Origin of the sequence: Streptomyces sp. HM190 (assembly GCF_009857135.1) — a bacterium.
In the GTDB taxonomy this organism is placed as follows: domain Bacteria; phylum Actinomycetota; class Actinomycetes; order Streptomycetales; family Streptomycetaceae; genus Streptomyces; species Streptomyces heilongjiangensis.
Genome location: NZ_CP047318.1, coordinates 3009920 through 3023015, shown reverse-complemented (window position 1 = coordinate 3023015; position 13096 = coordinate 3009920). Strand labels below are relative to the sequence as shown.

The window sequence follows — 13096 nt, the reverse complement described above, 5'->3', positions numbered from 1 at the left end:
CGTGTTGCCTCCCGTCGGCCTCATCGGTACTCCGAGAGCCTGCGTCCGATGCCCAGCACCGCGCCCGCCGCGGCGAGCACGGCCAGCACGGCCGCGCCGACGGGCAGCCCGGTCATCGCGTCCAGACCTCCCCTGGCAGCCTGCTCGAACTCCCTCGTCTCATGCCCGAGCGCCGTGTTCAGGTTGGCGTCGACCTGGTCGAAGCACTCGCCCGTCGGTTTGTCGCCCGCCCGGCAGTCGGGTGTCGCCCTGCCGCCGATCACCTGGTCGAGGGCGCACTGGTACTTGCCCTCCTCGTCGGCCGTACGGGCGCTGCGGTGCCGGTCCTGCCACACCTCCATGCCGGCGAGGGCGGCCTTCACGGGCTCCGCGCCCTTGTCGTCGTCGGCGAGCTTCCCGGCGGTGGCCAGCTGCGAGGCCAGCGCCTTCATCTCCAGCCCGAACCTGTGGTCGAACTTGTCGACCACGACGCCCTTCTTGATCTCCTCGGTCTCCGCGCCGCGGCTGATCAGCGTCAGGTTCTCGTTGCCCCGGGCCTTCAGGGAGGCGATGCGGGCGTCGTTCAGCACGGTCAGGGACCGTACGCCGTGGTCGTAGGAGTCGTTGAGACCGGAGCGGGCGAGGGTGTGGCCGGCGACCAGCCACAGCAGGACCACCGTGGAGGCCACCGTCGCCGCGACCAGACCGTGGTTCAACACCCGGTTGGTGTGCAGGTAGTTGCGGCGCTGGGCCCAGACGAGGCCGCCGAGGGCGACGGCACCGAGGGCGATCGCGGCCCACGGATAGGACGTCGCGTCGGAGTAGTCGTCGCGCAGCCGCCGGTTCTCGTTGTCGTAGATCTTCTGGGCCTTCGGCAGCATCTGGTCCTGCATGATGCTGTTGGCGTACCGCAGATACGCGCCGCCCAGCGGGTAACCCAGCCGGTTGTTGGCGCGGGCCCGCTCGATCAGGCCCTTGTACTTCGGCAGCAGGGCGTTCAGTTCGGCGACGCGCTTCTCGGACTCGGAGCCGGGCTCCGAGGCGGCCGCGGCGGTGGCGAGGCCGTCGGCGGCCTCCCCGATCTCGCGTTCGTACCGCACGCGCGACTCAGGTGTCTCCTGGCCGCCCGCGAGAAAGCCGCTGGAGGCCGCCGTGTTGGCGTCGGCGAGGGAGCTGTAGACGCCGGCCGCGGCGGAGCTGAGAGGCTGGCTGCTCGTCAGGACGTCGTCGGCGGCCGTCGCGCGGTCGTTCATCTGCCAGGCGGTGACGGAGCCGAACGCGACGATCAGCAGGGCGAGGACGGCGCCGATGATGCGCAGTCGGCCGGGTTCGGTCGTCGCGGCGGCGCGCACCTGGTCGAGGCCCTCGGCGAACGCCGTGCGGCGGGGCGGCTCGCCGTCCGGGCCGGCGGACGACCGGGGGAATCCGGACGCGGGCGTGACCTGGGGCGGCACGGAGGGGATCGCGCCCGGGCTCGCGGGCGGTGCCGGTGGTGGCGCGCTGCCCTTCGGCGTGTGTGTCACCTGACCTCCCCCTGGTCATCCGTCCGACGCTTCCGCCCGGTGACGGGCAGAGGTGCACGGCCGCAAGTATCGCCGCCGGGACCGACATCCGCACAGGTCCTGACTCGATCTTGTTCCCCGATCGTGTCGTGGACGCTGCGCCGGGCGAAATCCTGCGTGACGGAAGGCTTCCCGCACCACCCCCTGCCCATGAATACGCCTGCCGGGTGGGTTCGGTTCCCTCGTGGTCCGGTCGGGCGCGGGCAGGGGGCGCGGGGGTGCCTCAGGGGGCTTCGAAGTGGGCCCGCACGCGCGCGTGCACCTCCTGCGCCGCGCCGAGCCGGTCCAGGCCCAGCAGCGCGGCGCCCAGCACGGGGGCGGCCGCGACCACCTGGGGGACCGCCTTGGGCGCGGCGGCGGAGAGCAGGTCGCGGACACGGGTGTCGAGGCGGGGATGCCGGGCGGCGAGGACGCCGCCGCCGAGGAGGACGCGCGTCTCCTCGGTCAGCAGGTCCAGCCGGGTCAGCGCCACCGTGGCCATCGCCACCACCTCCTCGGCCAGCCGGTCGACCAGCGCCCCGGCGACCGGGTCGCCCGCCGTCGCCGTGGCGAAGAGGACCGGCGTCAGTTCATGCCGGCGCAGCCGCGGGATCCGCCCCAGGTGGAGGGCCTCGATCAGGGCGTGCACGGACCCCAGACCGAAGTGCGCCGGCAGGGTGCGGGCCAGCGCGGTCGGGCCGCCCCGGCCGTCCTCCGCGCGGGCCGCGTGCCACATCGCCTCCTCGGCGAGGACCCAACCACCGCCCCAGTCACCGGAGATGCGGCCGAGTGCGGGGAAGCGGGCGGTACGGCCGTCGGGGCGCATGCCGACGCAGTTGATGCCGGCGCCGCACACGACGGCCACGCCGCGCGGTTCGGCGACACCGGCCCGCAGGATCGCGAACGTGTCGTTGCGGACCTCCACGGACGTCCCCCACGCGCGCGTGCGCAGCGCGGCCGCCAGCTGTTCCTCCTCGACGGGGAAGTCCGCGTTGGCGAGGCAGGCCGACACATGGTCGACCGCCGTGACCCCGGCCGTGGCGAACGCCTCCCGCACCACCTCCGCGAGGGCGTCCACGGCCGCGGTCACGCCCACGGTCGGCGGCTGGAACCCGCCCCCGCGAGCCGCCGCCAGCACCTCTCCGCCGGCCCCGATCACCGCGACGTCGGTCTTGCTGTTCCCGGCGTCGACGGCGAGCACCGCGCCCCGCCGCCGCCCCCTGCCCCCGGCCACAGCGGCACCGCCGCCGGGACCCGCGCCACCTCCGGGACCCGCGCCGCGGTCAGGGTGCGCGCCGCGGTCAGGGTGCGCGCCGCTCTCCGCGCCTCCGCCGGTCATGCCCACGTGAGGTGCTCCCGGTTGTGTGCGATCAGCCGGTCGGTGAGGGTGTCGGCGTAGGCGTACTGGCCGATCAGGGGGTGGGCCAGCAGGGCGCGGAAGACGCGGTCGCGGCCGCCCCGCAGGGCCGCGTCGAGAGCCAGGTCCTCGTACGCGGTCACGTTCGCCATCAGACCGGCGAGCAGCGGGTCCACGGGCGGCAGGGGCAGCGGGGTGACGCCCGTCGGCCCCACGGTCGCCTGGACCTCGATCACCGCGTCGTCCGGGAGGAAGGGCAGCGTCCCGGCGTTGTACGCGTTCACCACCTGGTACGGGCTCCCGCTGCCGCCCAGCAGGCCCGCCGCCAGGTCCACCGCGGCCTCCGAGTAGTACGCGCCGCCGCGCTCGGCGAGCAGCGCCGGCTTCTCGTCGAGCGCGGGGTCGGCGTACATGTCCAGCAGGCGGCGCTCCATGGCGGCGACTTCGGCGGCCCGCGACGGCTTGGTGCGGAGTTCCCCCACCACCTCGTCGTGGGCGTAGTAGTAGCGCAGGTAGGGGGAGGGGACGACGCCGAGGCGGTCGAGGAGGGGCCGGGGCAGGCGCAGGTCGGCGGCGATGGAGTCCCCGTGGCCGGCCAGCAGCTTCGCGAGGACGTCCTCGCCGGTGGGCCCGCCGAGCCGTACCCCGGTCTCCCAGGTGAGGTGGTTGAGGCCCACGTGGTCCAGGTGGACGTCGGAGGGGGTGACGCCCAGGTGCGCGGCGAACTTCCGCTGGAGCCCGATCGCCACGTTGCACAGCCCGACCGCCCGGTGCCCGGCGCGCAGCAGCGCGCGGGTCACGATGCCCACGGGGTTGGTGAAGTCGATGATCCATGCGCCGGGGTTGGCACGGCGGACCCGTTCGGCGATGTCCAGGACGACCGGGACGGTGCGCAGCGCCTTGGCGAGGCCGCCCGCGCCGGTGGTCTCCTGGCCGACGCAGCCGCACTCCAGCGGCCAGGTCTCGTCCTGTTCCCGGGCGGCCTGTCCGCCGACCCGGAGCTGGAGCAGGACGGCGTCGGCGCCCCCGACCCCGCGGTCCAGGTCGGTGGTCGTCACGATCCGGCCGCCGTGGCCCTGGCGCGCGAAGATCCGGCGGGCGAGGCCGCCCACCCGTTCCAGGCGCTCCTCGGCCGGGTCGACGAGCACCAGCTCCTCGATCGGCAGGGTGCCGTGGAGCCGGGCGAACCCGTCCACGAGTTCAGGTGTGTAGGTCGAGCCTCCGCCGACCACGGTGAGCTTCATATGCGTATCAACCCTTCACTCCGGTCAGGGTGACGCCCTCGACGAACGCCTTCGGGGCGAACAGGAGGACGACGGTCACGGGGGCCATGACCGGGACGGTCGCGGCCATGGTCGGGTTCCGGTCGTCGCACGGTGGCCGCGGGAGCGAGCGCCGCGTTCTCGGACACCCGGGACGCGGAGGGGTCTGCCCCAAGACCCGCAGGCAGCGTGTCCGTCGGCCGTGGGCCCGTCGGCTGTGGGCCCGCCGCCAGTGGCCCGGCCGGCCGGGCGGCCTCGGACCCGGCGGGTTCAGCGGAGCGTCAACGTGTCGAAGACCTCGTCGCGTGTGGTGGCGAGCGCGCTCTCCAGGGCCCCCCGCAGCACGGGGCGTTCGAGCACGTCACCGAGGACCAACCGGGGCCGGGACGCGGCGAGTTCCGCCAGCTCGGCCTGGACGAGGGCCCGCAACGGCTCCCCGCCCGAGGTGAGCGCCGAGCCGCTCAGCACGATCAGTTCGGGATCGAGGACGGACACCAGTGCGGCCAGCCCGGTCGCGACGCCGGTGGCGTACGTGACCAGGAGCCGCCGGTGCGGACCGGAGTTCACGTCGGCGGCCCGCCCCACGAGCTCCGCCGCGACCTCGGCGTACGGTCCGTCCGGCACCGGGGTGACGCCCAGCTCGCGGGCGAGCCGGGGGACGACCTGGGAACCGGCGAGCTCCTGGAAGCCCCCGCTGTTCGCCTTGGTGACATGGCGGACCAGCGGCACACCGGGGACGGGCAGGAAGCCGACCTCGCCGGCGCCCCCGGTGAAGCCCCGGTGCAGCCGCCCGCCGAGGACGACCGCTGCGCCGATGCCGCCCTCGTTCCACAGCAGGACGAAGTCGTCGTGGCCCTTGGCCGCGCCCAGCCGCTGTTCGGCGAGGGCGACGAGGTTGACGTCGTTCTCGTACTCGACCGGCATCGGCAGCGCGGCGGCGATGTCGTCGAGCAGCGCGGGGGAGTGCCAGCCGGGCAGGTGCGAGGCGTAGCGCAGCCGGCCCGTGGTGGGGTCGAACGCGCCGGGTGTGCCGATGACCAGCCTGCGGACGTCGGACCGGACGAGCCCGGCGGCCTTGACCGCCCCGTCGAGCGCGGCGGCGACCTGGTGCGCGACGGGCTCGGCGGAGCGCCGTCCGGGGGTGGGGACGGCGTGCTCGCCGACCGTGCGGCCCGTGATGTCGGCGACGGCGGCGAGGACCCGCTCGGGGGTGACGTCGAGGCCGGCGGCGTACGCGGCGGTCGGGTTGACGGCGTACAGCTGGGCGTTGGGTCCGGGCCGGCCCGCACCGGAGCCGTCCCCGGGACCGCCGGTGCCGGTGGCGACGACGAGCCCGGCGGCCTCCAGCCGGGCGAGGAGCTGCGAGGCGGTCGGCTTCGACAGCCCGGTGAGCCTGCCTATCCGGGTCCGCGACAGCGGCCCGTGCTCCAGCAGCAGATCGAGCGCGGCGCGGTCGTTCATGGCGCGCAGTACGCGAGGGGTTCCAGCCATGGGCAGCGTCACCGCCGGACTATCAGGAAGGTTTCCTGTCGGATGTGGATGCCAGGAACATAGGACTGCACCAGGGGTGAGTCAATACGGGTCGTACGGCAGCGCCCCCGGGCGACGGAGCCGTCACCCGGGGGCGCTGCCCGCGGCGCGGGAGAGGCGCTACGTCACGTCACCGTACGTCGACGTGGTCGCCGGCGGACGTCTTCGCAGCCGTCGTCGACGTGCCCGCGAAGGTGTAGCGGTACGAGCCGTCCTTGAGGGCCTTGACCGTGGTGGAGAGGGCGCCGCCGGTGCCGGAGGTCACCGTCTTCACGTCGGCGTACGCGGTCGCGCCCTTCGCCTTGAACTGGAGCGTCACCTTCTGGTCCCGGTAGCCCGAGTGGCGTCCGGTCTCCCAGTTCGCGCGGGTCAGCGCGCCCTTGACGGTCAGGGTCCGGCCCTTGGCGACCGGTTCCGGCGTGGCGTTCACGGTGAGCTTCGCGGCGCGCTGGAGCTTGGCGGTGCCGAGGTTGCCCCAGATGTCGAAGCCGTTCTCGAAGCCGATGTGGTCGTCGGAGTCGTCCTCGTCGACGGAGGTGCGGCTGAGGATGGCGGCGACCTTCCAGGTGGTGGCGTCCGCGGCGCTCATCAGGTGCTCGCGCGGGTCGACGGTGATCTTCGTCGTGCAGGACTGCGTCACCGTGGTGTCCGTGGTCGCGGTGGTGGTGCAGACGGGCTGCTTCGCGGAGGCCTCCAGGGTGTTGGAGGGGCTCGCGAGCCGGCCCCGGTACAGGGCGACGCCCATGAAGGTGTTCTCGTTGTCGATGACGAGGTCCGACGGACGGGTGAAGCTGTACGTGACCGGGACGGTCACCTTGTCCTTGACGTCGGCCACGATCGGCTTGCCGTTGTTCACCGTGACGGCGCCGAAGGTCAGGTGCGGCGTGTCGGCCAGCGCGGAGGGCGCGGCGAGGCCGGTGAGAGCCAGGGCGCCGGAGACCACGGCACCTATGGCGAGCTTTCGCATGAGTTCCCCACATTCGAAGCGGGCCCCCGGGCATTGCGCTCCAGAACAAGGGCCCGCCGTTGGGGCGACACTAAACGATCACCGATGTGCGGGGAATGCGGGGTCTTCGTGAGCGCGGCGACGAAACGCCTGGTGAGGTGGACGTGCGCGTTCCGGATGGCGTCCGGCACCCACGTGCCGGACGCCCCGCGGCCGGCTGTCCGGTGGGGGCGTCCGGTGGGGCTTCGGGCGATGCGAAGGCCCGGACCGTCAGGCGGAGATGCCGTCGATCCGGGCCAGGGCGTCGTCCGCGCCGTACGGCTGGAGGTAGGGCAGCCAGCGCGGGTCCCTGTGGCCGGTCCCGATGATGCGCCAGGCCAGGCCGGTGGGCGGAGCGGGTTTGTGACGGAGCCGCCAGCCGATCTCGACGAGGTGGCGGTCTGCCTTGACGTGGTTGCAGCGACGGCACGACGCGACGACGTTGTCCCAGACGTGCTTGCCCCCGCGGCTGCGCGGGATGACGTGGTCGACGCTGGTTGCGACGCCACCGCAGTACATGCACCGGCCCCCGTCCCGCGCGAACAGCGCCCGGCGGGTCAGAGGAACGGGCCCCCGATAGGGAACCCGCACGAATCGCTTGAGCCGGACCACGCTGGGTGCGGGGACTGTGACGGTCGCGCTGTGCATGAAGGCGCCGGATTCCTCCAAGGAGACGGCCTTGTTCTCCAGGACGAGGACGAGCGCGCGGCGGAGCGGTACGACGCCGAGCGGCTCGTACGACGCGTTGAGGACCAGGACATGCGGCACGGATGCCTCCTTGTACGCCGGCGGCGCGTGGCTCGCGCCGTGGACGATCCGTAGTCAGTCTCCCCTCAGGCCTGGTGGAAGCGCCACCATGTCCCGGTAACGGGCTGGGAGTGTTTTCGACCACACGTTGATTCATCCCCCGCTGCGTGCGCCCTTCACTCCCTGGTGAGCGCCCTGTCTCCCGCAAACATCACTACGGCCTCCACACAATGCCCCGTTAGTGTGGTGGGTCTGCCCCTCCGGTGACCTTTCCGTGACCTGACCGATCTTGACCGCCGTACCGGGGGGCGGATAACGCACCTGGAGGTACCCGCCGTGTCGCCCGTTTCGTCCCTGCCCCTCCTACTGGCCGCCGCGTCGCCGTCGCCGTCCCCCTCCGAGACGCCGACGACGCCCGCGGTGCCCACCCTGGAGGACGCCCAGGAGAGCGCGACCAACGCCGCCAGCTGGGTGGAGGAGAACTGGTCCACATGGCTGGCCATCGGCCTGCGCGTGCTGCTGATCGTGGTGATCGCGGCGGTGCTGAGGGTGGTGGTCCGGCGGGCGATCACCAAGCTCATCGACCGGATGAACCGCTCCGTGCCGACCACCGAGGGCTCCACCCTCGGCGGGCTGCTGGTCAACGTCGAGCGCCGCCGCCAGCGCTCCCAGGCCATCGGCTCGGTGCTGCGCTCCGTGGCGTCGTTCCTGATCCTCGGCACGGCCGCCCTGATGGTCCTCGCCACCTTCGAGATCAACCTCGCCCCGCTGCTGGCCTCCGCCGGTGTCGCGGGCGTCGCGATCGGTTTCGGCGCCCGGAACCTGGTCACGGACTTCCTCTCCGGCGTCTTCATGATCCTGGAGGACCAGTACGGCGTCGGTGACACCGTCGACGCGGGGGTCGCCTCCGGCGAGGTCATCGAGGTCGGCCTGCGCGTCACCAAGCTCCGCGGCGACAACGGCGAGATCTGGTACGTCCGCAACGGCGAGGTCAAGCGCATCGGCAACCTCTCCCAGGGCTGGGCCACCGCCGGCGTCGACGTCACCGTCCGCGCCGACGAGGACCTCGACAAGGTGCGCCGCACACTCGCGGAGGTCGGCGAGACGATGGGCAAGGAGGAGCCCTGGAACGAGCTGCTGTGGGGCCCGGTCGAGGTCCTCGGGCTGGACGACGTGCTCCTGGAGTCGATGGTCGTCCGCGTCTCCGCCAAGACCATGCCGGGCAAGGCCCTCACCATCGAGCGTGAACTGCGCTGGCGCATCAAGAAGGCCTTCGACGCCGCCGACATCCGCATCGTCGGGGGCATACCCGCGCAGCCCGACGGCCCCGCCGACGATCCCGCCGCCGCCGTCTCGCCCCCCTCGGTGTACGCCAACACGACCTCACCCCAGTCGGAGCGGGCCACGCCGATCACACCGCCGGGCGTGCCGACGAAGTAGGACGCCCGGCGCACCGCCACCGCCCTGCGGCCCGCGCCCGCTCGCACACCACCGTGGGGGCGCCCGGATCTCTCCGGGCGCCCCCACGGTCGTTCCGCGCCCCGGGAACGCCCCCGTACCCCCAGGAACGCCCCCGTACCCCCGGGAACGCCCCCGTACCCCCCGGAGCGCCCTCCGCTACGCGTACCGCAGCTCGGCAGGCCGCACCGACCGGCGCAGCAGGGGCAGGGACGCGGCCGCCGCCGGCACACAGGCGCCGAACACCACGACGGGGACCAGCAGCGCGCCGTACGGCAGGACCGAGCCGCCGCACATGGCCACGGCGTAGGTGAAGGCGATACCCACGCCGCCCGCCCCGGCCACCAGCAGCGACGGCAGCGCGTTCTGCACGGCGGTCAGCTCACGCATGCGGTCCATGTGGGCGGTGCGCTGTGCCCGCAGGTAGGCGGCCGGGTCGCCGTCGGCGGGGATCGTCAGGCGTGAGCCGGGCCACGATCTGCGCCGCGCCACGTCTGCGACGGCGTCCACGGGGTAGGGCTGTTGTACCCCGGACCCGCACATCCACCGTCGTACGACGACAAGGAGGCCCCCGTGGCCGCACCGGTACACCTTCCGGCCCAGACCGCCCGCTCCAAACGTGTCCACGAGCCCCACCGGCTCGTCGAACCCCACGTCTGCGTCTTCAGCGCGGAGGGCCACTGCGCCGAGGCGCCGCTCACCAGCGAGCCCCCGCTCCCGGACGCCGAGCCCCTCACCAGCGAGCCGCCCCTCGCGGACGCGGCGCCCCTCACCAGCGAACCCACGTCCAACGGCGCCGCATCGGGGGTCTAGATGGCAGCACGCCCGGCCGACCCGGGAGAACCGCCACGCTCCGGCGCCCCCGCGGAGCCGTCGGACACGACCCCGCTGGCGCGGCTCGCCGCGTCGTACGGGGTCGCCACCTCCTACCGCCCGTCCCCGGACCGTACGGTCGCCGCCGCGGACGGCGCGGTCGTCGCCGCCCTCGCGGCGCTGGACGTGGACGCGAGCACTCCCCAGGCGGTCGACGCGGCCCTCGCGGCCCGCGAACGGCAGCTGGCCGCCCGCCTGCTGCCGCCCACGCTGGTGCACTGGCGCGGCGGCGAGCCACCGGCCGCGCTGACCCCGCTCCCCGACGGCGCCCGGCTGCGCGTACGGACCGAGCAGGGCGAGACCCTCGACACCGACCGGGACGGTCTGCGCACCGCCCTCCGGGACCTGCCGCCCGGGGTGCACGCCCTCGGCGCCACCACCCCGGACGGCCGCACCGCCGACGCCCACCTCGTCGTCGCCCCGTCCCGCCTCCCTGCCCCGCCCGGCCGCACCTACGGCCTCCTCGTCCAGCTCTACTCCCTGCTCTCCCGGCGCAGCTGGGGCATGGGCGACCTCGGCGACCTCGCCGAACTCACCGCCTGGGCCGGCCGCGCCCTCGGCGCCGGATTCGTCCAGGTCAACCCGTTGCACGCGGCCGTACCCGGCGCCCCCACCGACCCCTCCCCCTACCGCCCCTCCTCACGCCGCTACCCCGACCCCGTCCATCTGCGCGTCGAGGACATCCCGGAGTACCCCTACGCCCTCACCGACGGCGAGGCCGGCGGCGACGGCGACCTCCTCCGCACGCTCCCCGAACGGGCCGCACGGCTGCGCGCCTCCGTGCTGGACAAGGGCGAACTGATCGACCGCGACGCCGTGTGGGAACTGAAACGGCAGGCCCTGGAACGGGTGCGCGCCGTCCCGCTCGGCCCCGGCCGGCTCGCCGCCTACTGGGACTTCCTCGCCGAGGAGGGCGAGGCGCTGGAGGACCACGCCACGTGGTGCGCCCTCGCGGAGGTGTACGGCTCCGACTGGCACCGGTGGCCCGCCGGCCTGCGCGACCCGCGCTCCGCCGAGACCGCCCGGGCCCGCGCCGAGCTGATGGACCGCGTCGACTTCCACACCCGGCTCGCCTGGCTCACCGACGCCCAGCTCGGCACCGCCCAGCGCTCGGCGCGGGACGCCGGCATGCCCATCGGCCTCGTGCACGACCTCGCCGTCGGCGTGCACCCCGGCGGGGCCGACGCCTGGGCCCAGCAGCGCTACGTCGCCGCCGGCATGTCCATCGGCGCGCCCCCCGACGCGTTCAACTCCCGCGGCCAGGACTGGGGCCTGCCGCCCTGGCGCCCGGACCGCCTGGCCGAGTCCGGCTACGCCCCCTACCGCCGCCTCCTGCGCGCCCTCCTGCGCCACGCCGGCGCCCTGCGCATCGACCACGTCATGGGCCTGTTCCGCCTGTGGTGGGTCCCGCAGGGCCGACCGCCCACGGAGGGCACGTACGTCCGCTACGACGCCGACGCCATGCTCGCGATCCTCGTCCTGGAGGCCGCCCGCGCCGGGGCGCTGGTGATCGGCGAGGACCTCGGCACCGTCGAGCCGGGCGTACGGGAGGCGCTCGACGAACGGGGCGTGCTGGGTACTTCGGTGCTGTGGTTCGAGCGGGACTGGGAGGGCGGCGGCCGTCCGCTGCCGCCCGAGCGGTGGCGGGCGAACTGCCTGGCCACGGCCACCACGCACGACCTCCCGCCGACCGCGTCCCGGCTCACCGGGGACCACGTCGACCTCCGCCACCGGCTGGGCCTGCTGACCCGCCCCCTGACGCAGGAGCGGGCCGAGGCCGCCGCCGACGCGAGCGAGTGGCTGGCGGTCCTGCGGCGGCTGGGCCTGCTGCACGGGGCCAGCGGGGGCCTGTCGGCGGTCTCCGAGGAGGCCGAGATCCAGGCCGTCCACCGGTTCCTGCTGCGGACCCCGGCCCGGATGATCGGCCTGTGGCTCCCCGACGCGGTGGGGGACCGGCGGCCGCAGAACCTGCCCGGCACGTGGGACCAGTACCCGAACTGGCGCCTGCCGATCGCTGACGCGGCGGGCCGTCCGTTGACCCTGGAGGACCTGGCGGCCTCGCCCCGGCTGCGGGCCCTGGTGGAGGTGCTGCGCGGGGAGGACCGAGGCGTCTCGTAGCCGGTGGTGCGGGCCCATTGCCTGTTCATCGCCGGGTGCGGGTGCGAGTGCGGTCGAGGGTGCGGGTGGTCAGTGGTTCCCGCGACGTTCCCCGCGCGGTTCACCGCGCCCCTGCGGAGCGCGCGGGCGCGGCCGGCCTCCACCCGCCCGCACCCGCCCGCACTCGCCAACGGACCCCCGCCCGCGCGCTCCTCGGGCGCGTTGGATACGTTGGCCCCGTGGACAAGAAGAACGCCCTGCGCGCCGGCGCCCTGGCCGCCGGTACGACGCTGATGATGCTGCTCATGTCGTCCCCCGCCCTCGCGCTGACGCCCGACGACGGAGACGACCCGGGTCCGGGCCTCAGTGTGATCGAGACGCTCGGCCTCTTCGTCGTGGCGCCGATCGGGCTGTTCGCGCTGATCACCGGCCTGGTGATGGTCCTGGACCGGTCGACGGACCGCGAGCCCAAGGCCAAGGCGAAGGCCTGACCGCCCCCCACTGACGGCGTTTCGTCGAGGGCACCCTCCGCACACCCGTGCGCCGAGGGTGCCCTCGTCGTGTTTCCGGGCGTTCCCCGGCGCGCCGTGCGCCGCTCAGGGGCGCGCCGACGGGTCGGGCGCCGTGAGACGGCGCCGCACCGCCGGTACCGGCCGTAGCCCCCGGCGCGTCACGAGCCCGTCCCCAGCACGAGCGTGCGCAGCAGGCCGGCCAGGTGGCCGGCCTGTTCCTCGTCCAGGTGGGCGAGCGCCTCCGTCTGGACGGCGAGTCCCGCGGCCACCGCCTCGTCGATCAACCGGAGCCCCTCCTCCGTGAGGGTGACCTGGAGGGCGCGGCGGTCGTGCGGGTCGGGCGAGCGGCGCAGCAGACCCGCCCGTTCGAGCTTGTCGAGGCGGCCGGTCATCCCCCCGGTGGTGAGCATGAGGGTCCCCGAGAGCTGACGGGGCGAGAGGGTGTACGGCTCGCCGGACCGGCGCAGGGTCGCGAGCACGTCGAACTCACCGCGCGAGATCCCGAACCGCGCGTACGCCTTCTCCATGCGGTCGCCGAGCGTGCGGGACAGCCGGTACACGCGTCCGAAGACCTCCATCGCGGTGGTGTCGAGGTCGGGGCGGACGACCGCCCACTGCTCGATGATCGCGTCGACGGGGTCGCGGGGGGACGGGTCGGGCTCGGGGCGCTGAGTCATGGGTCGAGTATCGGGGGAGTGTCGGTCGGTCGCAAGAAAGTAGCTTGACGAAAAGTTGCTTAGCGGTAAGCTAGTCGC

12 protein-coding genes and 1 pseudogene are annotated in these 13096 nt (G+C 74.0%); 4 read left to right on the top strand and 9 right to left on the bottom strand.

Annotated features, from left to right (window positions below; all coding sequences use genetic code 11):
* Positions 1–20: 20 nt before the first annotated feature.
* From GSY65_RS12620 to GSY65_RS12590, 7 genes and pseudogenes are all read right to left on the bottom strand, one after another.
* Positions 21–1502, bottom strand: a complete 1482-nt coding sequence (locus GSY65_RS12620) for a hypothetical protein (protein WP_201452521.1) — start codon at positions 1500–1502, stop codon at positions 21–23.
* 262 nt (positions 1503–1764) lie between these two features.
* Entirely contained in the window at positions 1765–2721 is a 957-nt protein-coding gene (locus GSY65_RS12615; RefSeq protein ID WP_236580202.1) for an N-acetylglucosamine kinase, read from the bottom strand.
* Between the two features lie 134 nt (positions 2722–2855).
* Entirely contained in the window at positions 2856–4121 is a 1266-nt protein-coding gene (locus GSY65_RS12610; protein WP_159767415.1) for a 6-phospho-beta-glucosidase, read from the bottom strand.
* Between the two features lie 7 nt (positions 4122–4128).
* Positions 4129–4245: pseudogene (locus tag GSY65_RS12605) on the bottom strand (carbohydrate ABC transporter permease); the annotation flags it as partial.
* A gap of 164 nt (positions 4246–4409) precedes the next feature.
* Positions 4410–5630 (bottom strand): ROK family transcriptional regulator, encoded by a 1221-nt coding sequence (locus tag GSY65_RS12600; RefSeq protein WP_159767414.1) that lies wholly within the window; start codon positions 5628–5630, stop codon positions 4410–4412.
* A 169-nt stretch (positions 5631–5799) separates the two neighbouring features.
* Positions 5800–6636, bottom strand: a complete 837-nt coding sequence (locus GSY65_RS12595; protein ID WP_159767413.1) for a hypothetical protein — start codon at positions 6634–6636, stop codon at positions 5800–5802.
* 249 nt (positions 6637–6885) lie between these two features.
* Positions 6886–7422: an HNH endonuclease gene (locus GSY65_RS12590; protein ID WP_055538384.1), complete on the bottom strand. Its 537-nt coding sequence runs from the start codon at positions 7420–7422 to the stop codon at positions 6886–6888.
* 315 nt (positions 7423–7737) lie between these two features.
* Between GSY65_RS12590 and GSY65_RS12585 the strand changes: the two genes are divergently transcribed.
* Positions 7738–8841 (top strand): mechanosensitive ion channel family protein, encoded by a 1104-nt coding sequence (locus GSY65_RS12585; protein ID WP_159767412.1) that lies wholly within the window; start codon positions 7738–7740, stop codon positions 8839–8841.
* Positions 8842–9018: 177 nt separating this feature from the next.
* Here GSY65_RS12585 and GSY65_RS34685 read toward each other — a convergent pair whose 3' ends face one another.
* Positions 9019–9369, bottom strand: a complete 351-nt coding sequence (locus GSY65_RS34685) for a hypothetical protein (RefSeq protein ID WP_159767411.1) — start codon at positions 9367–9369, stop codon at positions 9019–9021.
* A gap of 63 nt (positions 9370–9432) precedes the next feature.
* On the opposite strand from GSY65_RS34685, the gene GSY65_RS12575 reads away from it, so the two are divergent.
* The 3 genes from GSY65_RS12575 (at position 9433) to GSY65_RS12565 (ending at position 12320) form a co-directional block, all read left to right on the top strand.
* A complete protein-coding gene (locus tag GSY65_RS12575) occupies positions 9433–9672 on the top strand; it encodes a hypothetical protein (RefSeq protein WP_159767410.1) in 240 nt (79 codons plus the stop codon).
* A complete protein-coding gene (malQ, locus tag GSY65_RS12570; protein ID WP_159767409.1) occupies positions 9673–11850 on the top strand; it encodes a 4-alpha-glucanotransferase in 2178 nt (725 codons plus the stop codon).
* 218 nt (positions 11851–12068) lie between these two features.
* Complete coding sequence (locus GSY65_RS12565) at positions 12069–12320, top strand: hypothetical protein (RefSeq protein WP_159767408.1); 252 nt, start codon at positions 12069–12071, stop codon at positions 12318–12320.
* A 179-nt stretch (positions 12321–12499) separates the two neighbouring features.
* Here the strand turns inward: GSY65_RS12565 and GSY65_RS12560 are convergent, their stop codons facing one another.
* Positions 12500–13018: a MarR family winged helix-turn-helix transcriptional regulator gene (locus tag GSY65_RS12560; protein WP_159767407.1), complete on the bottom strand. Its 519-nt coding sequence runs from the start codon at positions 13016–13018 to the stop codon at positions 12500–12502.
* Positions 13019–13096: the final 78 nt, after the last annotated feature.